This window comes from Terriglobia bacterium (assembly GCA_032252755.1).
Taxonomy (GTDB): domain Bacteria; phylum Acidobacteriota; class Terriglobia; order Terriglobales; family Acidobacteriaceae; genus JAVUPY01.
The window spans coordinates 101,441-121,118 of record JAVUPY010000054.1 but is presented as its reverse complement, the minus strand read 5'-3'; the positions used below and the strand labels follow the sequence as shown (position 1 = coordinate 121,118).

Annotated in this window: 25 protein-coding genes; 15 read left to right on the top strand and 10 right to left on the bottom strand. The window is 56.3% G+C overall.

Features of this window, described 5'->3' with window-relative positions:
* The first annotated feature begins 204 nt into the window (after nucleotides 1-204).
* A complete protein-coding gene (locus ROO76_13450) occupies nucleotides 205-420 on the top strand; it encodes a hypothetical protein (GenBank protein MDT8069165.1) in 216 nt (71 codons plus the stop codon).
* Nucleotides 421-598: 178 nt separating this feature from the next.
* Here the strand turns inward: ROO76_13450 and ROO76_13445 are convergent, their stop codons facing one another.
* Nucleotides 599-1,627: a VWA domain-containing protein gene (locus ROO76_13445; protein ID MDT8069164.1), complete on the bottom strand. Its 1,029-nt coding sequence runs from the start codon at nucleotides 1,625-1,627 to the stop codon at nucleotides 599-601.
* 131 nt (nucleotides 1,628-1,758) lie between these two features.
* On the bottom strand, nucleotides 1,759-2,472 hold the full coding sequence (locus tag ROO76_13440; GenBank protein ID MDT8069163.1) for a MoaD family protein: 714 nt from the start codon (nucleotides 2,470-2,472) through the stop codon (nucleotides 1,759-1,761).
* 176 nt (nucleotides 2,473-2,648) lie between these two features.
* Between ROO76_13440 and ROO76_13435 the strand changes: the two genes are divergently transcribed.
* From ROO76_13435 to ROO76_13420, 4 genes are all read left to right on the top strand, one after another.
* A complete protein-coding gene (locus ROO76_13435) occupies nucleotides 2,649-3,137 on the top strand; it encodes a multiheme c-type cytochrome (GenBank protein MDT8069162.1) in 489 nt (162 codons plus the stop codon).
* Nucleotides 3,134-3,862: a 4Fe-4S dicluster domain-containing protein gene (locus ROO76_13430; protein ID MDT8069161.1), complete on the top strand. Its 729-nt coding sequence runs from the start codon at nucleotides 3,134-3,136 to the stop codon at nucleotides 3,860-3,862. The genes ROO76_13435 and ROO76_13430 overlap by 4 nt, the downstream gene beginning before the upstream one ends.
* 13 nt (nucleotides 3,863-3,875) lie before the next feature.
* The gene (nrfD, locus tag ROO76_13425) at nucleotides 3,876-5,060 is read left to right on the top strand and encodes an NrfD/PsrC family molybdoenzyme membrane anchor subunit (GenBank protein MDT8069160.1); all 1,185 of its coding nucleotides are present in this window, start codon (nucleotides 3,876-3,878) and stop codon (nucleotides 5,058-5,060) included.
* A 235-nt stretch (nucleotides 5,061-5,295) separates the two neighbouring features.
* On the top strand, nucleotides 5,296-5,964 hold the full coding sequence (locus tag ROO76_13420; protein ID MDT8069159.1) for a cytochrome C: 669 nt from the start codon (nucleotides 5,296-5,298) through the stop codon (nucleotides 5,962-5,964).
* A 73-nt stretch (nucleotides 5,965-6,037) separates the two neighbouring features.
* On the opposite strand, the gene lon is transcribed toward ROO76_13420, so the two are convergent.
* Nucleotides 6,038-8,470, bottom strand: a complete 2,433-nt coding sequence (lon, locus tag ROO76_13415; protein ID MDT8069158.1) for an endopeptidase La — start codon at nucleotides 8,468-8,470, stop codon at nucleotides 6,038-6,040.
* A 299-nt stretch (nucleotides 8,471-8,769) separates the two neighbouring features.
* Between lon and ROO76_13410 the strand changes: the two genes are divergently transcribed.
* The 3 genes from ROO76_13410 (at nucleotide 8,770) to ROO76_13400 (ending at nucleotide 9,989) form a co-directional block, all read left to right on the top strand.
* Nucleotides 8,770-9,345 carry a hypothetical protein gene (locus ROO76_13410; protein ID MDT8069157.1) on the top strand — a complete coding sequence of 192 codons (576 nt, stop codon included), beginning with the start codon at nucleotides 8,770-8,772 and terminating at the stop codon, nucleotides 9,343-9,345.
* A gap of 207 nt (nucleotides 9,346-9,552) precedes the next feature.
* On the top strand, nucleotides 9,553-9,705 hold the full coding sequence (locus ROO76_13405) for a lmo0937 family membrane protein (protein MDT8069156.1): 153 nt from the start codon (nucleotides 9,553-9,555) through the stop codon (nucleotides 9,703-9,705).
* 59 nt (nucleotides 9,706-9,764) lie between these two features.
* Nucleotides 9,765-9,989, top strand: a complete 225-nt coding sequence (locus tag ROO76_13400) for a CsbD family protein (GenBank protein MDT8069155.1) — start codon at nucleotides 9,765-9,767, stop codon at nucleotides 9,987-9,989.
* 138 nt (nucleotides 9,990-10,127) lie between these two features.
* On the opposite strand, the gene ROO76_13395 is transcribed toward ROO76_13400, so the two are convergent.
* A complete protein-coding gene (locus tag ROO76_13395) occupies nucleotides 10,128-10,610 on the bottom strand; it encodes an N-acetyltransferase (protein MDT8069154.1) in 483 nt (160 codons plus the stop codon).
* A gap of 300 nt (nucleotides 10,611-10,910) precedes the next feature.
* On the opposite strand from ROO76_13395, the gene ROO76_13390 reads away from it, so the two are divergent.
* Nucleotides 10,911-11,213 (top strand): hypothetical protein, encoded by a 303-nt coding sequence (locus tag ROO76_13390; protein ID MDT8069153.1) that lies wholly within the window; start codon nucleotides 10,911-10,913, stop codon nucleotides 11,211-11,213.
* A gap of 10 nt (nucleotides 11,214-11,223) precedes the next feature.
* Here ROO76_13390 and ROO76_13385 read toward each other — a convergent pair whose 3' ends face one another.
* The 4 genes from ROO76_13385 to ROO76_13370 form a co-directional block, all read right to left on the bottom strand.
* Nucleotides 11,224-11,607 carry an EVE domain-containing protein gene (locus ROO76_13385; GenBank protein ID MDT8069152.1) on the bottom strand — a complete coding sequence of 128 codons (384 nt, stop codon included), beginning with the start codon at nucleotides 11,605-11,607 and terminating at the stop codon, nucleotides 11,224-11,226.
* Nucleotides 11,608-11,678: 71 nt separating this feature from the next.
* Complete coding sequence (hypB, locus tag ROO76_13380) at nucleotides 11,679-12,341, bottom strand: hydrogenase nickel incorporation protein HypB (protein ID MDT8069151.1); 663 nt, start codon at nucleotides 12,339-12,341, stop codon at nucleotides 11,679-11,681.
* Nucleotides 12,338-12,685 (bottom strand): hydrogenase maturation nickel metallochaperone HypA, encoded by a 348-nt coding sequence (locus tag ROO76_13375; protein MDT8069150.1) that lies wholly within the window; start codon nucleotides 12,683-12,685, stop codon nucleotides 12,338-12,340. The genes hypB and ROO76_13375 overlap by 4 nt, the downstream gene beginning before the upstream one ends.
* Before the next feature lie 274 nt (nucleotides 12,686-12,959).
* Nucleotides 12,960-14,135 carry an NAD(P)/FAD-dependent oxidoreductase gene (locus ROO76_13370; GenBank protein MDT8069149.1) on the bottom strand — a complete coding sequence of 392 codons (1,176 nt, stop codon included), beginning with the start codon at nucleotides 14,133-14,135 and terminating at the stop codon, nucleotides 12,960-12,962.
* Nucleotides 14,136-14,239: 104 nt separating this feature from the next.
* On the opposite strand from ROO76_13370, the gene ROO76_13365 reads away from it, so the two are divergent.
* From ROO76_13365 to ROO76_13350, 4 genes are all read left to right on the top strand, one after another.
* Nucleotides 14,240-14,725, top strand: coding sequence for a DUF4149 domain-containing protein (locus ROO76_13365; GenBank protein ID MDT8069148.1), 486 nt, complete (start codon nucleotides 14,240-14,242; stop codon nucleotides 14,723-14,725).
* A 101-nt stretch (nucleotides 14,726-14,826) separates the two neighbouring features.
* Nucleotides 14,827-15,912 carry a redox-regulated ATPase YchF gene (ychF, locus tag ROO76_13360; protein MDT8069147.1) on the top strand — a complete coding sequence of 362 codons (1,086 nt, stop codon included), beginning with the start codon at nucleotides 14,827-14,829 and terminating at the stop codon, nucleotides 15,910-15,912.
* An 82-nt stretch (nucleotides 15,913-15,994) separates the two neighbouring features.
* A complete protein-coding gene (locus tag ROO76_13355; protein ID MDT8069146.1) occupies nucleotides 15,995-16,264 on the top strand; it encodes a four helix bundle protein in 270 nt (89 codons plus the stop codon).
* Nucleotides 16,261-16,992 (top strand): ZIP family metal transporter, encoded by a 732-nt coding sequence (locus tag ROO76_13350; protein ID MDT8069145.1) that lies wholly within the window; start codon nucleotides 16,261-16,263, stop codon nucleotides 16,990-16,992. The genes ROO76_13355 and ROO76_13350 overlap by 4 nt, the downstream gene beginning before the upstream one ends.
* 61 nt (nucleotides 16,993-17,053) lie before the next feature.
* Here the strand turns inward: ROO76_13350 and ROO76_13345 are convergent, their stop codons facing one another.
* Nucleotides 17,054-17,440, bottom strand: a complete 387-nt coding sequence (locus ROO76_13345) for a hypothetical protein (GenBank protein ID MDT8069144.1) — start codon at nucleotides 17,438-17,440, stop codon at nucleotides 17,054-17,056.
* Between the two features lie 129 nt (nucleotides 17,441-17,569).
* Between ROO76_13345 and ROO76_13340 the strand changes: the two genes are divergently transcribed.
* Both ROO76_13340 and ROO76_13335 read left to right on the top strand, forming a co-directional pair.
* Nucleotides 17,570-17,962: a group 1 truncated hemoglobin gene (locus ROO76_13340; protein MDT8069143.1), complete on the top strand. Its 393-nt coding sequence runs from the start codon at nucleotides 17,570-17,572 to the stop codon at nucleotides 17,960-17,962.
* A gap of 131 nt (nucleotides 17,963-18,093) precedes the next feature.
* Nucleotides 18,094-18,351, top strand: a complete 258-nt coding sequence (locus ROO76_13335; protein ID MDT8069142.1) for a hypothetical protein — start codon at nucleotides 18,094-18,096, stop codon at nucleotides 18,349-18,351.
* A gap of 80 nt (nucleotides 18,352-18,431) precedes the next feature.
* Here the strand turns inward: ROO76_13335 and ROO76_13330 are convergent, their stop codons facing one another.
* On the bottom strand, nucleotides 18,432-19,622 hold the full coding sequence (locus tag ROO76_13330; GenBank protein MDT8069141.1) for a VWA domain-containing protein: 1,191 nt from the start codon (nucleotides 19,620-19,622) through the stop codon (nucleotides 18,432-18,434).
* Nucleotides 19,623-19,678 lie beyond the last annotated feature (56 nt).

Here is a 19,678-nt window from a genome sequence, read left to right as displayed (position 1 = left end):
AGAGGGTTTCCATCGGATCCGATTGCGCTCACTTGAGCGTCATCTCCGATGCAGGAACCTCATGACGGCTTCGTGGGTGGAAACGGCGCAAGTCGGAACAGCTTGCAGGCGGGTGGGTCACCAAACGTGGGTACGGCCCTACTTACACAGCCCTTTCAAGCAGAGAACCTTCAACGGAATAACAGTTGGGAGAAGCGGTGGAGAATGGCCGTCCGGATGGACGGCGCAAAAGAGAAAAACTGCCGGCTTGGCGCCGGTCTCTCAGATCTTGATTATCCCGAGGCCGAAGCCACCGTCCCCATTCATCCGGAGACCCCGACCTCGGGACGCACTAGTTATTGCATTCCTCTGGCCAAAGGCACCGTTGCTTGCAAGTTCAATGAATACAAGTACTTCAGTTCAGTACAACCGAATCCGTAGTTCCCGTTTCTTCGATTTTCCGAAGAGAACGGTCCGGGAAATTTAAAATTTTGTAGATCATGAATGGCGCCACTCTGCTTTATGCGGAAAGAGGCGTCTCTGGGTGAGTAGTTTGAGCACACAGAAGCGCTACATTCATTCCCACGGAATGCTGAGTAGTTGATAGTGATTGCAGTGTTCACTCGATGCTGCTCGTGTAGTATCCCGTCCGGTGCGCGACATGGATTTCGGTTCCCAGTGGTAGATTGGCCGCGGCCGGATCCACCTCAACTTTGATCCGACGAAAATCCTCATAAGATTTCTTTGGCGGGTAGTAGGCTAGCAGGTACTGCGTTCGGAGCTCTTCACTGATCTGACGGAACGCATTGTCAAGTTGCTGGATGGAGGTGGCGTAGTAGTACTTGCCACCGGTGTCGTGAGTCATCTGAATAAGAGCGTGCTCGCCACCAAGGTCACGGCCGGCACTGGCCTCGATGGGCACCATGATGATGGCATACAGAATCGTCTCCGAAATCTGTGCTGCGCGCAGCGCCTCCTGATAGCTCGTCTGGCTCATGGTGTCGCCGCCATCGGTGATGAGCACCATTACCTTGCGGCCATGACGCCTTTGTAGCGCCGATGATCCGAGGTAGATCGCATCATAAAGCGCTGTGGCAGCGCCGGTCTGAATGTGGCTCACTCCCTGATCGATTTGCCGCAAATTGTTCGTGAACGGCACCACCTCTTTAACAATCTCGCTGAACTGCATGACCGAGAGTCCGTCCTGCGGACGCAAGATGGCACGCGAAAACCGTTTCGCGGATTCGATCTCTAATGGCAAATCCTTGCGCGTACTCAAAGAAGCGTCGATCGCGAGAATAACCGACAGCGGCAGCGCCGATTCGCGGGCAAAGACGGCGATCTTTTGCGGCACGCCATCCTCGAAAACTTTGAAGTCCTTTTTGTCTAATCCGCCGATTGGTGCGCCATTCGCGTCCGTAACCGTTGTAAACACGTTGACCAGTTTTACGTTCACCTTGAAGGTAGCGGCCGCTTGATCGTCAGTAGCCTGCGCATCGTCTTGTGCGGGCTTTTGCGGCGGGCGAGGAACGGGATGCGACTGCCTCTGCTGAACCGGCGGCGCTGACACCTGGCTCGCAGGATCAGTGTCCTGCGCCATGACCACGGTGGCCAGAAATAAAAGTACCGCCAATCCCAGAATGCGCATGTGAGTTGATTATAAGATGCGAGAGATTGAGTAATTGGGTAATTTGCAATTTGTAATTTCACGACGATTGCAAAAAAGCGGAGTGCCGTCACCTTCGTGCGGCGAGTACAGGCTCAATTACCAATTACAAATCACAAATTACCAACAACCCAATCCTCTGGAAACGGTTCCCCGTCCGCCCACACCGCCCCATCCTCGAAATACTCCTTCTTATAGATAGGAACCGTCTTCTTCAGCGTGTCGATCAGCCAGCGGCAGGCATCAAAAGCGGCTGCGCGATGCGCCGAGAAGACTGCGATCAGCACGCTCGACTCCCCGATCTCCAGGTGTCCGAGCCTGTGTACCAGCGCAACGTTGCGTATGGGAAACTTCTCCAGCGCCTCCACCACCAGCTCTTGGATCTTCTTCAGAGCCATTTCCTCGTAGGCTTCGTATTCGAGATAACGGGTCGGCCTTCCGCGCGAGTGATTTCGGACGACGCCGTCGAAGATCACGATAGCTCCGTCCTCGGGGCACTCAAGCGGAGGAATGATGTCGTGCGGCACGATGCGGTCATGAACGATTCGCACGTAAGGAGTTTCCCGCTCAGTGCCCTCGGCGACGCCACCCGAAACCGGCGGCAACAAAGCGATCTCGAATCCGTCTTTTAATTCCGTGTTGGGCGGCGCGTATTCCTGGTTCACGGCAACCGCAGCCGAGTTCGTAAAGGCCGAGAACTTCGGATACTTTTCCGTCAACTGTCGCCACAGGTCGGAAACGCGCGCGCCGTTCGTCAGCTCAAGCGACTCCATCGGCTTGCCAGCATGGTCCTTCAGAATCCCGAGATAAACGACGCGCACGCGCATTCCATAAATATAGCCTAGAGGTGGTCTGCACTCTTAATTCAGGGCTCCTCTGCACCGTTTTTGACGAGCATCACGTCACTTAGTGACAGAAATCACCGAGTCCTTGCCCAAAGATGAAGTATTCACATGAACCACGCAATCAGGCCCGAGGCTGCCCTGCGAGTATGGGGCACCTCATGGATCGAACCGTGGGTAAATTCAAAGACGTCGAGCATCTACTGCGGCTCGCAGCTGTCTTCGCTGTTGGCATTATCGTCTTCCTCATCCTCCGGGCACACTTCGTTCCCAAGAGTTTCGGACAATACGGCCACTATCGCGGCAACGCATTGAAAGAGATTGCGGAACGCGAGCCGAGGTTTGCGGGACACCAAGCCTGCGAAGATTGTCACTCCGATGTTATGGAACTAAAGAAAACCGGCAAGCATGCAGGCGTTAACTGCGAAGCCTGTCACGGCGCGCTGGCGAAGCATGCCGCCGACCCGGGCGATGTCGTTCCTCAACTTCCCGAGCCACTGTCGCTGTGTCCGCGCTGCCACGAGGCCAACATCGCAAAGCCTGCGGGATTTCCCCAGGTGGTGACCAAGGATCACATGGGCGATATCAAGTGCGACACCTGTCATCAGCCGCACAGTCCTCTGCTGGCGCCGAAGGAGAAAAAGGCATGATCACGCGTCGTCACTTCCTGGTTCTCCTTCCGGCCGCGGCTGTCGCTTGGAAATACGTGTCTGCGGGTACTCCCGCGGAATCTCCCAATTATGAGAAGGGCGAGCACTGGTACGGCATGCTGGTCGATATCGAGAAGTGCATTGGCTGCGGGAATTGTGTGCGCGCCTGCGCCACCGAAAACGATGTGCCCGATGAGTACTTCCGCACCTGGGTGGAGCGTTACCACGTCGCCGACTGGCACATGGAGAACCCCAAGGTCGACTCGCCCGACGGCGGCAAGAACGGCTTCCCACCCAGCACCGAAACCGGCGGGAAGAACTTCTTCGTCCCGAAGCTATGCAATCACTGCGCCGATTCTCCCTGCACACAGGTCTGCCCCGTCGGCGCAACCTTCGTTTCCCCTGAAGGGGTCGTGCTTGTCGACAGCAAGTACTGCCTCGGCTGCCGATACTGCATCCAGGCATGTCCGTATGGCTGCCGTTTCCTCGATCCGACCACGCACACGGCCCAGAAATGCACGCTCTGTTATCACCGCATCACGAAAGGGCTGACGACAGCCTGCTGCGAGAACTGTCCAACGGGTGCGCGCCAGTTGTTTGACTTGAAGAATCCCAAAGATCCGATCCACGAATTCCTGAAGACTCACGCCGTGCAGGTGCTGAAGCCGTATCTCGCCACTGGCGCTAAGGTCTACTACAACGACCTGGACGGCTCGGTCCGCTAGGGGGAGTGCAGAAATGCCTGTTCAAGGTTACATGTATCCCAACGAAGTTGAACTCCAGTGGAGCATCCTCATCGTTGTCTATCCGTATATCACCGGACTGGTCGCTGGCGCATTTATCCTGGCATCGCTCGAGCGTATCTTCCACGTCGAGGCAGTCAAACCAACTTACCGCCTGGCGTTGCTGACTGCGCTGGCGTTCCTGTTGGTCGCGCCGATGCCGTTGCAACTGCACCTTGGCCACCCCGAGCGGTCGCTGGAGATGTACCTGACACCACACCGTAGCTCGGCGATGGCGATGTTCGGCTTCGTCTATCTCTGGTACTTGATGGCTGTTTTGGTGTTGGAGATATGGCTCGATTTCCGCAAAGATATTGTCCTGCTGGCTCAATCGTCTACCGGATGGAAAAAGCTCGTATATCGCGTTCTTACGCTCGGTTCGACCAATATTAGTGAAGCTGCCCTGCGAATCGATGACCGCGTCGGCTATATCGTCACCCTGATCGGTATTCCCTCGGCTTTCCTCTTGCACGGGTATGTCGGGTTCATCTTCGGTTCCATCAAGGCGAACCCATGGTGGTCGACGCCTTTGATGCCCGTGGTGTTTCTGTTCTCCGCAATGGTCTCAGGCATCGCCGTTGTCCTGCTCATCTACATGGCGACATCACAATTGCGCAAAAAGATCATCGACATGCGCTGTGTCGATACCATCGCGCAATACCTGCTCTACATGTTCTTAATCGACTTCACGCTTGAAATGGTCGACCTGATTCAACGTATCTATGAAGCCGACGAATCCTTCCGCAGCCTCGACTTCATGGTGCACACCAAACTCTACTTCTCGCAGATCGTTCTGCAGATTTCGCTGGGAACGATCGTGCCCATCGTCGCCATTGGTTTGCTCCAATTCTTCAAAGTGCCCGAGAAGGCGCGCCGCGTCATCTACGCGATCTCAGCATCGCTTACTCTCATTGGTATTTTCGCGATGCGTTGGAACGTCGTTATTGGCGGCCAACTCTTCTCGAAGAGCTTCCTCGGCTACACGACTTACAAACTCGATCTGATCTCGCGCGAAGGATTATTGATCGCAGTAGGACTGATGGTCTTGCCGCTGATCATCCTTGCTGTCCTGCTCAAATTGCTGCCACCTTGGTACGAGGCTAACGCGAAACCACTGCACGCCGCCACAGGAGCAGACTAGTCCAGGAAGGCGGTAGGTACGATCCTCGGAAAAGCTGCCTACACCTTTCGATGTAAGGCAGCAGTGCACCTTACGACGTAGTCGCACTGCACTGAATTGCCATTGCCCTCATACGCCTGCCGCAATAATGTGTGCGGCACAAAGCCCCTCTCCCGTGGCATGCGTTCACAACGCAGTTCATTTCAATCCGGCAAGTCGCAATCCGCGCATTGGTATATCAAATAAGGAGAGGAATATGTCTCAACGGTGGATATTGAAGATCATCGGCGGGATCGCCTTGGGCGGTCTTATACTCGCGACTGCGTCTCTCTTCGCGCCAAAGGCGCAAGGCGGCCAGAATGAAATCACAGACTCCAGGATTCAGGCCGGATTCTCAGCTGCACCTGTTCCGCTAAACATGAAAGGAAAGAATCCTGCGCTGGTCGGACTGGGAAGTTACCTGGTGAATGTTATTGGCGACTGCAATGGTTGCCACAGCGCCGGACCGCAGACCCAGTTTGCGCCCGGACACAATCCTTACTTTGGCCAGCAGGAGATGGTGAACCCGAATACTTATCTGGGCGGCGGCCGCGTCTTCACCCTGGTTCCCGGCGCCGCTCCCATCATCTCCCGCAACCTGACACCTGATAAAACAGGCTTGCCCGAAGGCGGTACGAGTTTCGAAGAATTCGTCTCTATTATGCGAACAGGGAAAGATCCTGACAATCTCCATCCAACTTGCAGTGGAGCGCCCAACTCGAGCTGCATTCCACCGCCATTCGACGGATCTCTTTTGCAGATCATGCCATGGCCTGCCTTCAGCGAGCTGACCGACCACGACCTCCGCGCCATCTACGAGTACCTGAGCGCGGTGCCGTGCGTGCAGGGGAACTATCCGGGAGAACCCACGGATCGGTGCCAATAATCTTGCTCGATGAATAGAACAAAAGAGGGCCGCGCACTTGGCGGCCCTAAGTTTTGCCGTTTTGCCTTTGCCTTTACTTGGCTCCGGTTAGTACTTCCCTAACCTGGTCGTCCTTCTTTTCCTCTGCAGGACTGGAAGGAATCGCCAGCGCCAGCACCTCGTCGATGGTGTTTACGAAGTGCAGGTTCACGCCATCGAGTTGTTCCGGCGTGAGGTCTTCCTTAACGTTCTGTTCGTTGTCCGCCGGGAAGATGACGTCTTTCACGCCGACGCGCTTCGCAGCCAGGAACTTCTCCTTCACGCCACCGATCGGCAGCACATTACCGCTCAGCGTGATCTCGCCGGTCATGGCCAGCAGCGGACGTACCTTTCGATCCGTCAGCATGGAAACCAGCGCCGTCGCGATTGTCACGCCCGCCGAAGGACCATCCTTCGGGATGGCGCCCGCCGGAACGTGGATGTGCAGGTCGTACTTGTTGAGGAAATCCTCATCGATGCCGAGCCGTTCTGCATTCGAACGTACCCAGCTCAAAGCAGCCTGCATCGATTCGCGCATCACGTCCTGAATCTGGCCGGTGATTTTGAAATCACCTTTGCCCTTCATCTTCTTCGCTTCCACGAAGAGGATGTCGCCGCCAGTGGGCGTCCACGCGAGTCCAACTATGACACCCGGGTTCTTGGTGCGCTCGGCGATTTCCGAATCGACGCGGATCTTGATGCCACCCAACATCTGTTGCACCACTTCGCGGCTCACGACCAATTTCTCGGTCTTGCCCTCCGCGATGCGCCGCGCCTGTTTGCGGCAGATCGTTCCAATCTGCCGTTCCAGGCTTCGTACGCCTGCTTCCCGCGTGTAGTGCCGGATGATGAAGTGAACTGCGTCATCCGTGAACTCGATCTGATCCTGGTTCAATCCGTTTTCATCGGTCTGCCGACGGATGAGGTACTGGAAGGTGATGTGCACCTTGTCCTCTTCCGTGTATCCGTGCAGGTCGATGATTTCCATGCGGTCGCGCAGCGGATCCGGAATGGTATCCAACTGGTTGGCCGTGGTGATGAACAGGACCTTGCTCAAATCGAACGGTACATCGAGATAGTTGTCGCGGAACGAGAAGTTCTGTTCCGGATCGAGCGCCTCGAGCAGTGCTGACGTCGGATCGCCGCGGAAGTCTCGCCCGACCTTATCGATCTCGTCGAGCATGAACACCGGGTCGTTTGTCTCTGCGCGCCGAATGCCCTGGATGATCTGTCCAGGCAGCGCACCGATGTACGTCCGGCGGTGTCCGCGGATTTCAGCTTCGTCATGCACGCCACCAAGCGAGAGCCGGTAGAACTTGCGTCCTAACGCTCGCGCAATCGACTTTCCGAGCGATGTCTTGCCCACTCCCGGGGGTCCGAAGAAACAGAGGATCGGTCCCTTCATCTTCGGGTTCAGCCGACGAACCGACAGGTAGTCGAGAATGCGGTCCTTTACCTTCTGCAGATCGTAGTGGTCTTCGTCGAGCACCTGCTTGGCCTTATTGATATCCACATCGCCGCCGCTCGACTTCGTCCACGGCAGAATGACAAGCCATTCGAGGTAGTTCCGAGTGACGGAATAGTCGGCCGCCATTGGCGACATACGCGCCAAGCGCGCCAATTCCTTGTTGGCTTCCTTTTTTACCTCTTCCGGCATGCCCGACTGCTCGATCTTCTCCTTGAACTCGTCGACGTCGCGCGCGGTTTCGTCCTGCTCACCCAGCTCCTTTTGGATGGCCTTCATCTGCTCGCGCAGGTAGTACTCGCGTTGCGTCTGCTGCACACGGTCCTGCACTTCGCTCTGAATCTTGTTGCGAAGCTGCTGGACTTCAAGTTCCTTAGCCAGATGATTGTTGATCTTGTCGAGCCGGACACGCACGTCCGCCGTCTCCAGCACGTCCTGCTTGTCGCGGGTGGCGAGCGAAGGCAGTGAACTGGCAATGAAATCCACCAGCCGGCCAGGCTCTTCAATGTTCATCGCGACCGTCGAAAGCTCGTCGCTCAGTGTCGGCGATCCGGTCACGATCTGCTGGAAGAGGGTCAAAATATTGCGGTGGAGCGCCTCGATTTCGGCGTTCCGCGGCGGCTCAATCTCTCCCACCGTGCTCACGGTGGCTTTCATGTAAGGAGTGAGTTGACTGTATTGGTCAATGCGAACTCGCTCCAGACCCTCGGCAAATACGAACAGGCTCTGGTTGGGCATCTTGACGACCTTGTGTACGGTCGCCAGCGTTCCCATGGTGTAGAGATCGGTCGGCTGCGGCGAATCCACGCGTGCCTCGCGCTGCGCCACCACGACAATCGTCTTGTCCTCTCCCAGGGAATTGATTAACTGCACGGAGCTCTCCCGGCCAACCGTTAGAGGAAGAACGGCGTGTGGAAACAACACCGTATCCCGCACCGGAAGGACCGGCAGGGTCCGCGCCTCCAAAGAATCGTCCCGAAACTCGGGTTCGGTACGTTCAATATTGCGGGTCTGATCAGCCATATGACTCCTTGAGTGTATCTTACTCAACTTTAGATGAAGCTGCGGATAGAAAGTTGCAGAGCAGGTAAAAAGTCCTGACAATTGAGAAGCTTAGCCAATATTTCCTGTCCATCAAGGATGCGATCCATAGTGCCTGTGCTCTCGCTAAGGGGTGCCTGGAAGACCGATTTTCGGGCCCGGCGCATTCTAATGAACCAGACGCCCGGGGGCAATGATTAGAGGCCATAAAATCGAACGCTGTTAGCTCATATCGCAACGCGGCCTCTCCCGAACCGCATCGGAGAGGCGAGGAGCACTCCATGTCCTTACGAAAGCCCTGTCTCCTTATCGGCGCAACCTGCCTTTTCCTTTCGCTCTCCGCCCTGGCCCAGAGCAACGAACTCGCCGTCACGGCCGGCGGCCAGTTCCCAAACAACTCCGATTTCAATTCCGGCGCCAGTTGGGCGGTCGGCGGCAACTTCGCCCACCGCATCATTGGCGTTCCCTTCATCTCGTTATATTGGGAAGTCCCCGTCGTCGGTGCGCCTCAAAGCGTGATGAAGCTACCTTTCCGAACAACATACTCTTCCCTGTTCATCACGCCCGGACTCAAGGTAAAGTTTGCCCCCGGATTCCCTATTTCGCCGTGGCTGGCTGGCGGTGTCGGAGTTGCGCGCTACCACAGTTCCGCAAATGACACCCAGTCCGACCAGACCTCCACTAAACCTGTGTTTGATGTCGGCGGCGGTTTGGACTGGAAGATCGCTCCATTCGTGAGTGCCCGCGCCGAGGTCCGCGACTTTTACTCCGGCCTGCCCGACCTCGGCTTGGCGAACGGCCTCAGCGGACGACAACATAACGTCGTGCCGCAAGTGGGACTGGTGTTGCGGTTCTAGTAATCGAGCGATCGGGCGATCGAAAAATCTGAAGATTATCTCGTCTCTCATTGCCGATCGCTTGGTGGCCCTCGGCCCGATAGCTCGATCTCCCGGGTTGCCTGCGATCGCATGTTCCTCTTGCCCAGCAGCTTGCGATTTCGTCCAACCTCACCCGCTGCATCCTGCACCCAACATCCAGCCATCTCAATTTAGGGGTGAGGAAGCATGCTTTGGACAATCTTTGTGATTCTGCTAGTCCTGTGGCTGGTCGGAGTTGTGAGCAGCTACACGTTAGGCGGTTTTATTCACATTCTGCTGGTGCTCGCGATCATTGCCCTGATCTTCCAGTTGATCAGCGGCCGGCGCACCGCAGTGTGAACGCTAAAGTGATTCGAACCAGATATTGAACTACACACAGCAAGAAAGTAGGAGGCCCGATGGACAAAGATCGTGTGGAAGGAAAACTGAAAGACGTGAAAGGCCGCATTAAGCGGCAAGCCGGCGAGTGGACTGGCGACGAACAGACCCAGGCGGAAGGCGCACTGGACCAGGCTGAAGGCAAAACCCAGAACGCCATCGGAAAGGCGAAAGACGCCGGTCGCAAGGCCGTTCGCGACCTCGACAAGAAAGTGAACGAGGACAAGAAGGACGACGCGGCCTAGCAAAGAGTTCGCACGAGCCGCGCTCGAAAGTAACCCCGCACCTTCCGAAGTGCGGGGTTTTTCTGCAGTTCCGAGCTCCGCTACCGGGAACCCCGTACCTGCTTTACGTCCTAATATCTCGCAGTTCGAACCTCGTGCCTACAACCTCTTCGTCATAAAAAACGCATCGAGTTCATCTTTGTAATAACGCGGAATCGTCCTCGCGACGTTGTACTTGTGCCGCTTGTAAAACGTAATCGCCGCACGATTATTGACGGCCACCTCGAGCACGACCATGAACCCATTCCGCTTGCGGAGTGCCTCCTCGGCCGCTTCCAGCAGCTTCGATCCAAGCTCCATCCGCCGAAACTCCTGCCGCACATCGATCGTGATGATGTGCCCATATCCCTTCGGATGAAGCTCCGCAACAACGAAACCGGCGATCGTGCCCGGCTCAAACTTCAGCGGAGGTTTGCTCGTCTGCGCCGGCGTCGCATTTGCGCTGTCGGAGTTCCACTCCTGCTCCAGTTCCGCGACCAAACAGAACGACCCGCGCCGATGAATGAAACTACTCAGTTCCGCCCGTGAGTACGATATTCCCGCCTCGAAACATTCCTGATCGAGCCGGTAAAGTTTTTCCAAATCTTTGCTTTGATAATCTCGAAGGTGGAACACAGGGTTAGTTTCTAGGTTTAAATCGATTACTGCAAGCTTAGCGTGATTTCTTGTTTTGTTTTCCGCTGAGACATGAAGTGTTAATCTGCCTGCCGATGCGAGATCCTGTTCCCGAGAGTGCCGAAGAAATCACTGCGGAATGTGGTCGAGCTCTGAGCCTTGCTCCCGCCGACGCCGCCCCCATCCAAAGATTCGTCGGGCGCACCGGCGTGGTACGAATTCGAGTGGAACGTGTGGCCGATTGGGGAGGGAATTCGGCAAGCGTTAGTGAAGAACCCAAAGCTGCGAAAACCAGAGATTTTCGGAAAGCTGGCTGAGGTCGCGTGTTGCAGAAACCTGCGGCGCGGACGCCAGTCATTCATCATAGCAATGGGATACACGTCCGCTCGGCAGTATGCGGCAGGACTAGTTCCCATGCTCTCCGATGTCGATGTTGATGGGCAGGTTCTCCATACACTATTGAAGATGAAAGCACCGGGATTCGCGAGCGATGTGCGTCCCTTACAGAAATCAGACAAGACGTGGATACGCCGATTGGCGAACAAGTATCTCGATCGGTTTCCGCTTTGAGAGAGAATTGCTACTCCTCCCCAGCAATGATCCGCCACTGTTTCTCCGTAAGCGGCACCACCGACAGCCGCCCATTCCTCGCCAGCAGCGATCCAGCGAATTCCTTGTTAGCTTTTAATTCGGCGAGTGTCGGCGTGGTCTTCAGCGCGTGCCCGACTTTGATCACCACCTTCGGCACTTTCACGTCCGTCGCATCGACGCTGACCACGGTGGCCGTGCCCACTGCGCGCTTTTCGTCGCCAGTGTGATAAATGACGAGTTTCGCGCCTTTCTGCATCTCGCGCAGATTCTTTACCGCCATGGGATTCGTCACCCCATCCCAGATGGTCTCTTTTTCTTTCTGAAGATCGGTAAAGGAATAGACGGAAGGTTCGGTCTTAAGCAGATAGTACATAAAGGTTCTTCGTTCCTCGTTCTTCGGTCTTCGAGTCGATCCAAAGAAGGATACCTCAAAACCAAGAACGACTAAGCTCGAACCAGGCTTTCTCGCTTACCTTCCAACCACTTCATCCAAGTATCCAGCCCCGCCCCCGTCGTGCACGACACATCGATGATCTCCATTCCCGGATGCACCTTGCGTGCATTCTCCTTCGCCTTATCGGCATCGAACGGCACGTACGGCAGCAGGTCGATTTTGTTGAGGATCATCAACTCCGATTTGAAAAAGATCGACGGATATTTCAACGGCTTGTCCTCGCCCTCGGTGACGCTGAGCATCACGATCTTGAACGCCTCACCCAGGTCGTAGCTCGTCGGGCAAACTAAATTTCCGACATTCTCGATGATGAGCGTGTCCAGGTTCGCCATGTCCCATTCCGCGAGGTGCCTCTCCACCATGCGAGCATCCAGGTGACAGGTTCCGCCGGTGATGATCTGTCGCACGGGAAAGCCGAACCGCGCCAGCCGCGTTGCGTCGTTCTCTGTCTGCAGGTCGCCTGTGAGCACCGCTACCCGTGAGCCCTTCGGCAGCCGCTCCAGCGTGCGCTCCAGCAGCGACGTTTTCCCCGAGCCCGGCGCGCTGATGATATTGAAGCAGAAGATGCCATGCTCGCGGTACGTGTCGCGCAGCTTCTGCGCCACGATCTGGTTTTCATTCAGGACCTTCTTCTCCACCGCAATCTGGCTCATGGCTCTTCCACCTCGAGATAGGCAATGTCCAATTCGTCCCCCGCGATCGTGATCGTCATCAACTCAGTACACTTCGGGCACGCGGTCATAAAATCCGGTGCCGCGAACTCATGCCCGCAAACCGTGCACCGTTGTCGCCGCGGGATCGACTCAATCTCCAATTCCAAGCCCTGCCATTCCGTGTCCTTCGTCAGCACTTCCCAGCCGAAGCTGAGCGCATCGCGATCCACCGCCGCTAATTCCCCGATCCGCAATCCAACTTTCAAAAAGCGCGTATTCGGTCGCTTTTCCGCTTCCTTCGCGACCGCCTCCAGCACCGAGGATGCAATGCTCAACTCGTGCATAATGCGCTCTTTAATTGTAGGTTGGGGATGCCCACCGGACGAGTGATTTCAGTCACAAGCAATCGATTTGACACCGCCCGAAACGCAGCCCCATTGCCTGGAAACCGCATCGAAACGGAAGACGGGTGATGGCGCAGGTTTTTATCGTTTCCCCTGCCTTGTGCCCGGCCGAAGCCGAACGATGTCAGGCCGGACAACACCACCCGTCGACAGGGCTATGATCGATCCTAACCTGCTCTCACTGGCTGCAGGCTATTGCCTACTGGACACCATTTCACGCTGCCTGCCCCGCCGAGTATCCTGACGCCCACGCCCACTGGAAATTGAACCCGCCGAGTTGTCCGGTCACGTCAACCACTTCTCCAATGAAGTAGAGCCCTGGAACTTTCTTCGACTCCATGGTTTTCGCCGAGAGTTCCTCCGTGTCGACGCCGCCTGCGGTGACCTCGGCCTTCTCATACCCTTCGGTTCCCGCAGGAGTCACTTCCCAGCGATGCGCTCTCCGCTCGAGTTCCATGATCTCGTGATTCGTCCACCGCGCCGGTGCGTTGTGCTCCAGCCACCGCTCCGTGAAGCGTACCGGCAAGGTCGCATGAAAAGCCGCCTTCGCCGAGTTCAGGTCGCGCCCCGAACTCGACTTCAGCATCCTCTCCGTGAGATTTCGCCCCGGCGCCAGATCGAGCGCGATCTTCTTGCCAGCTCTCCAATAGGATGAAATCTGCAAAATCGCTGGCCCGCTCAACCCGCGATGTGTGATCAGCATCTTTTCGCGAAATTCCTGATGGTCCATTGACGCAACCACCTCCGCCGACACACCCGCCAGATCGCCATACTTTTTCCGATCGTCCGCATCGAATGTCAGCGGCACCAGCCCCGGCCTGCACTCGACGATCTTCAATCCAAACTTCCGCGCCACTTCGTACCCGAACGCCGTAGCTCCCATCTTCGGAATGGACAGTCCTCCAGTCGCGATCACCAGCGCCTCGGCATGATATTCATCCTCGCCCGTCCGCAACGCGAATCCGCCGGGTCGCGTGATCTCCGACACTCGCGTATTCGACAAAATCTTCACACCCGATCGTCGACACTCCTCTTGCAGCATGTTCAAGATGTCCTGCGCCGAACGGTCACAGAACAGTTGCCCAAGCGTCTTCTCGTGATAAGGAATCCGGTACTTCTCGACCAGGGCGATGAAATCCAGAGGTGTATACCGCGCCAGCGCCGACTTGCAGAAGTGAGGATTCGCCGACAGGAAATTCTCCGCCCGACAATGAACGTTCGTGAAATTGCATCGTCCGCCGCCGGAGATCAGGATCTTCTTCCCGATGCGGTCGGCGTGATCGAGGACCGCCACTCTCCGCCCGCGCTTCCCTGCCTCTATGGCGCACATCAGTCCCGCAGCCCCGGCGCCAAGCACAATGACATTGAAGGGATATTTCACGACTCGCAATCAGGATACGCGATGTTAGGGCTGGCGTACCCTCTTCTCCGCAACCAGTGTGTTATTCGGTCCCATCATCAGTTCTTCGGTTGCTTTTCCGATATCCTTATCCTGTGCAACTCACACTGCGCTTCCTGATGCTCCTCGCCTTGGTGATCTGGCTCGGCGGCCTTATCTTCTTCGCCTTCGTCGTGGCCCCGACGGTCTTTCATCCTGGCATTCTTCCGACCCGCGATCTCGCCGGAAACGTCGTCAACCGCTCCCTCGGCATCCTGCACCTTATGGGCCTGGCCTGCGGCGTAGTCTTCGTCATCGTCTCCATGATTCTCCAGAAGCTGAAGACCGGTTCGACGCAGTCCTTGGCCGCCAGCCACGTTCTCATCTACATAATGCTTGTCCTTACTCTGATCGCCCAGTTCGGCGTCGCCTCGAAGATGGCCGCCCTGCGCACTAGCATGGGCGTCATCGACAACGTTCCGCTCACCGACGCCCGCCGCGTCGAATTCGATCACCTGCACCGCTGGTCCACCAGTCTCGGCGGCAGCATCCTCTTTCTTGGCGTCGGAGTATTGCTTCTCACCGCGCGGCGTTTATCATAAGAGCGGTGGATGGTGACTGGTGGCCGGTCGCTGCCACAACCGGCCGTTCCTGTTCCGAATCACCAATAACAGGCCAGCAACAACCAGCCACGGACTTTCATATGAAAACTGGAATCATAGGCCTCCCGCAGGTCGGCAAAACATCTCTGTTCAAGATTCTCACCAAGGCGGACATTTCCAACCGCACGTTCGCAAACCCGCGCGAGGCTCATATCGGTGTCGCAACTGTTCCAGATGACCGTCTCGACCGACTCGCCAAGCTGTTCAATCCGCGCAAACTCGTCCACGCCCAAGTCGAATACGCCGACGTTGCGGCCATTGGCCAGGAAGCGCTTAAAGAGACCGCGTTCCTTTCCAACTTGCGCAATGTCGATGCCCTCGCTCACGTTCTCCGCGCGTTTGAAAACGATTCCATCCCGCATGTCGGCGCCATCGATCCCCTGCGCGATGCCCGCAACGTCGAAGCCGACCTCATCGTCAGCGACCTCATCCAGATCGAAAGCCGGCTCGAGCGCGTCGAAAAAGACCTCAAGAAAAAGAAATCTCCCGAGATCGAAAAGGAACACGAACTCCTTCTCCGTGCCAAGGCCCACCTCGAAACTGACCGACCGCTGCGCGAAATGGAAATGTCGAAAGATGAAAAGAAGATTGTGCGCGGCTTCATGTTCCTCAGCGAAAAGCCGATGCTCTACGTGCTCAACGTGAACGAAAGCACAACGCTCGGCAAAGATCTCGAAGCCGCCGCCGAGCGCTACAAACTGACCGAACTAACCGGCAAGCCGAACACCGGCGCCACCGCCATTTGCGGCAAGGTAGAAGCCGAACTCGCCGACATGGCCGACGAAGACGCTGCCGAATTCCTTTCCAGTTACGGACTGCACGAGAGCGGCCTTACGCGCCTTATCCGCACGACGTACAGCCTGCTCGGCCTGATTTCGTTTTTCACTGTCGGCGAGGACGAGTGCCGCGCCTGGACGGTCGAGCGCGGCTCGAAGGCTGTCAACGCTGCCGGAGCGATCCACACCGACCTTGAACATCACTTCATCCGCGCCGAAACCATTCACTGGGACACGCTGCTCGAACTCGGTTCCGAGGCCGCCGCCCGCGCCGCCGGCAAACTTCGCCTCGAAGGAAAGGACTACATCGTGCAGGACGGCGACATCCTGCATATTCGGCACAGCGGGTAGTTCCAAATTGTCTCTATAAGGAGTTCTCAGTTCTCAGTTCAAAATCTAATGCCTCTGATTTAGTGTTTCGCTGAAGGTGATCATGGGAACGAGTTATCGTTCGATTCCGAGCAAAATAGCCGAAGGTCAGGCCAGGTACTCCCAACAAGAGTTCCTGAGATTTCTAAGCAATGCTCGCGGGTCGCTGGCCGAAGTTGAAACCCAATTGTTACTCCGCGCCGAATTGGGTTATGTTCCTGAAGACGAAATGCACAAGCTGTCGCGAAAGACCGCAGAAGTCGGCCGATTACTGAACGGACTCTACTCAGCAATCCAACTGAGAACTGAGAACCGAGAACTGAGAACTTCTTGAACGTCACTCTCCTAAGCCTAACCCTCGGCCTCACCGCCGCTCTTGCCAACACATTCGGCGGTCTCATCCCTGTCCAGCGGAATTGGGAGAAGCGCTATCTCAAGTACTTCATGGCGCTCGGTGCCGGATTCATGCTCTCCACCGCCCTCGTCGAGATGGTTCCCGCCAGCATCCAGCTTCGCGGCCCTGGCGCAGGGTTCATTGTTCTCTGCGGATATCTTCTAATCCACTTCTTCGAGCACACCGTCACGCCGCATTTCCACTTTGGCGAAGAGACGCACCATCACGAGTTCGAACACACGAACCGCAGCATATCCGTACTCACCGGACTTCTCATTCACACGTTCTTTGACGGGATCGCCATCGCGTCTGGCTTCCTGGTTTCCAACCGGCTCGGCTGGATCGTTTTCCTCGCCGTCTTCCTGCACAAGATTCCGGAAGGCTTCACTATCTCATCTGTCATGCTGGCCAGTGGCCGCAGCCGCTTCAAATCATGGGGAGCATCGGCCATGCTCGGCGTCGCCACGTTTGCTGGCGTACTTCTCATGACGCTCACTCGTCATGCCGTCGATATTGGACTGCCCATCTCCGCCGGCGTCACCATCTACGTCGCAGCCAGCGACATCATGCCCGAGGTCAATCACGAACCCGGGGTCCGCATGGCATTGCTCGTCTTCGTCGGAGCCGCCCTCATGTTTATCTTCGATCACATCTTCCATCTGCACTAGGCAGCTAACCAATTAGAGTCGCCCAAGGGGCGACTCTTGAAAGGACACCTGGCTTTGCGCGTCAGGCGATCTTACGTCCAGAGACTTCTGCGAGCTCACGTCGTAGCTTCTCGCGCTGCTGTCGCAACTCACCCAAAAGTCGCCGGCGCTCAGCCCGCAAAAGATGCGATGTCTCAATTTCTTTTCGCACGCTCACGCATTTGATATCGGACACAACGCGAGCATCTGGTTTCCCCGCACGCGAAGACCACCGCGTCGCCATCCATCGGTCCAGGTCCTCGCGTGAAGCCCTCACTATGCTCTTCTTCAGCGGATCCGGCCTCTGCACCGGTAATCCAAACTGTGCCTCCCACCGTTGTGCCGTCCGCACCGCCTTCTGCAGATACGTGGCGATCTCTTTCCATGAAGTCAACTCGGTCTGCCCATTTTGAGATGTAATGACTTGCATGACTGCATCTCCCCGCTTGGATTATGTTACTGCTTATGGGAGCTACCTGAACCGGCAGAATCGATGAAATTCTGCCTTCTACGCTGGTCCACTGTATTCGTCGTATAATCCCGCCACTGGAGGATGGCTATGATCGACAAACTCTATGACACCATCGGTGGAAACCGCACCATTTGGGCCGCGACCGAAGCCTTCTATCGTCGCGTGCTCGCCGATCCCGAGTTGCAGCCCTTCTTCCAATCCGTCGATATGAAGCACCTCGTTGCGCGACAAAGCATGTTCATCTCCATGCTCCTCGGCGGTCGCGTCGTGTATACGGGAAAGGACATCGTCGCCGCTCACGTAAACGCCCGCATGCTGGGTTTGACGGATGCCCACTTCAACACCTTCGTCAACCACTTCCGCGATGCCCTCGCCGAAGTGGGCGTGGCTCCAGGCACGGCGGAGGAGATCGTCAATCTGCTTGAATCCAAGCGAAGCGCAATCCTGAATAACGCCTCTATGTTTTCCGCCGACGCTTAGAATTTCCAGGCCCTCGTGGACGCCTGCTCATGCCAGCCCTCGATTTTCTCCACCCAGCAATTCCCGATTTGGTTGCTACCTCATCTCATAGGGGTACCAACCAGTTCGAAATTCCAACATAGGAGACAGCTATGGAGACTCGCGTTCGCGGGCAAAGAGAAGACCGGGTAACAGGCGCGCTGGAATCCCAAACTTCGAAAATTCCGTCGTCCGGATATTTAGGCGCGGCTGTCGGCTTAATGGCAGCATCGGCAATCCTGAAAGGGTTTGGTAAAGACGAATGGGCTTTGTTCGTCGGTCAGTGGGCACCCGCGTTTCTCATCATGGGCGTCTATAACAAACTCGTGAAGCAGCACGGGACCGACTATTATAGCCGCGAGGTCGCATAACCCTCTCTCCGCAGAGACAACAAAAGGAGCCGTCATAGCGGCTCCTTTTTCTAGTCCCAACTAAATCGTGAAAGGCGTCTTTACTCAACCGTATGTTTCGCCGTGTACCCCGACCTCGCGATAATTTCGTATTTCAGCTTCTTGTGATTCTTCGCGTCCTGCACGATCAGAGGCTTCCCTGTCTGTGGATCCACCAGTTCGACTTTCAGTTTGCGATACGTCCCGTCCAGCGCTTTATTCGTCGGGTGATACGTGATGGTGTACTGGTTCCGCACAGATTGTCCGATCTCCTGGAAGATTCCTGGCATCTCGCCTTCGAAGCGTGGGCTGTAGGAGCGCCCTCCGGTCAGTTCCGCGAACGTGCGTAACTGGTTCTTCGCCTGCAGGTAATCCATTTCCCGCATCGAACCGTATAGCCGTCCTTCCGCCCAGATCTGGAACGCTTCGCCCGTACTCACCGTGAAGATGGTCACATCCTTCGATTCCTTCACACGTTTGATCGCTTTGTCGTATGTGATGCGGCTGAAGGTGTCGAGCCCGCTGCCGACAATCACCAGCACCTTGCGTCCCTGAATTCTGTCCAAACGGTCCAACGTATCTACCAGCGCATCGAACAGGTTGCTTTCGCTGAAGCCCGGGATGCGCAGCATGTTCAGCGCGCCATAAACCTTATTCTTATCCTGAGTGAAGTCGAGCAGGATATGCGGCTGCATGTCGTACTCGATAATCGCTACCCAGTCGTCCTTCTTCAGGCTGTCGGCAAATGCGTACGAGGCGCGCAGAGCGTCCGACATGAACGCGTAGTTCGAGTTCGAGAACTCCACTAGCAGGACCGCCGTGATGGGTGCCTGCGTCTGACCGAAGTTGACAATCTTCTGAGGTACGCCATCCTCCAATACTTTAAAGTTGTCCTTCTGCAGTCCCGGAATGAATTGACCGTCTTTCGTCAGCACCATCGCGTCCAGTGAAACCAGCGGCACATCCACTGTCAGCGAGTAATCCGGCATCCCCGCGGGCGCCTTTGGCTGCGGCGGAGGTGGTGGCGCCTCTTCCTTCTTCTTCGGAATCGCAATCGGTCCGATGTCCCCTTCCGGTCCGCCTGCTTCTGGTGGCGCCTGCTGTTGTCCCGGTTTCTGCTGCTGTTGACCCTGTTGCTGGTCCTGCGCCACCGCCAGCGGAGCAATAACCAGCGCTAACACCAGCACGATCATTGACATCCAGGCGACTGAACTAGGGGATTTCATACGCGAATTAAGGGAAATCTGCTTCAAGACCGGATCCTCATGTGTGGTGTGTCTCTGCTAGTATAGGATGCAACTTTTCACCT

Coding starts and splice junctions, on each gene's coding strand:
- ROO76_13450 (MDT8069165.1), top strand. CDS start 205: ATGGCCGTCCGGATGGACGGCGCAAAAGAGAAAAACTGCCGGCTTGGC.
- ROO76_13445 (MDT8069164.1), bottom strand. CDS start 1,627: ATGCGCATTCTGGGATTGGCGGTACTTTTATTTCTGGCCACCGTGGTC.
- ROO76_13440 (MDT8069163.1), bottom strand. CDS start 2,472: ATGCGCGTGCGCGTCGTTTATCTCGGGATTCTGAAGGACCATGCTGGC.
- ROO76_13435 (MDT8069162.1), top strand. CDS start 2,649: ATGGATCGAACCGTGGGTAAATTCAAAGACGTCGAGCATCTACTGCGG.
- ROO76_13430 (MDT8069161.1), top strand. CDS start 3,134: ATGATCACGCGTCGTCACTTCCTGGTTCTCCTTCCGGCCGCGGCTGTC.
- nrfD (MDT8069160.1), top strand. CDS start 3,876: ATGCCTGTTCAAGGTTACATGTATCCCAACGAAGTTGAACTCCAGTGG.
- ROO76_13420 (MDT8069159.1), top strand. CDS start 5,296: ATGTCTCAACGGTGGATATTGAAGATCATCGGCGGGATCGCCTTGGGC.
- lon (MDT8069158.1), bottom strand. CDS start 8,470: ATGGCTGATCAGACCCGCAATATTGAACGTACCGAACCCGAGTTTCGG.
- ROO76_13410 (MDT8069157.1), top strand. CDS start 8,770: ATGTCCTTACGAAAGCCCTGTCTCCTTATCGGCGCAACCTGCCTTTTC.
- ROO76_13405 (MDT8069156.1), top strand. CDS start 9,553: ATGCTTTGGACAATCTTTGTGATTCTGCTAGTCCTGTGGCTGGTCGGA.
- ROO76_13400 (MDT8069155.1), top strand. CDS start 9,765: ATGGACAAAGATCGTGTGGAAGGAAAACTGAAAGACGTGAAAGGCCGC.
- ROO76_13385 (MDT8069152.1), bottom strand. CDS start 11,607: ATGTACTATCTGCTTAAGACCGAACCTTCCGTCTATTCCTTTACCGAT.
- hypB (MDT8069151.1), bottom strand. CDS start 12,341: ATGAGCCAGATTGCGGTGGAGAAGAAGGTCCTGAATGAAAACCAGATC.
- ROO76_13375 (MDT8069150.1), bottom strand. CDS start 12,685: ATGCACGAGTTGAGCATTGCATCCTCGGTGCTGGAGGCGGTCGCGAAG.
- ychF (MDT8069147.1), top strand. CDS start 14,827: ATGAAAACTGGAATCATAGGCCTCCCGCAGGTCGGCAAAACATCTCTG.
- ROO76_13355 (MDT8069146.1), top strand. CDS start 15,995: ATGGGAACGAGTTATCGTTCGATTCCGAGCAAAATAGCCGAAGGTCAG.
- ROO76_13345 (MDT8069144.1), bottom strand. CDS start 17,440: ATGCAAGTCATTACATCTCAAAATGGGCAGACCGAGTTGACTTCATGG.
- ROO76_13340 (MDT8069143.1), top strand. CDS start 17,570: ATGATCGACAAACTCTATGACACCATCGGTGGAAACCGCACCATTTGG.
- ROO76_13335 (MDT8069142.1), top strand. CDS start 18,094: ATGGAGACTCGCGTTCGCGGGCAAAGAGAAGACCGGGTAACAGGCGCG.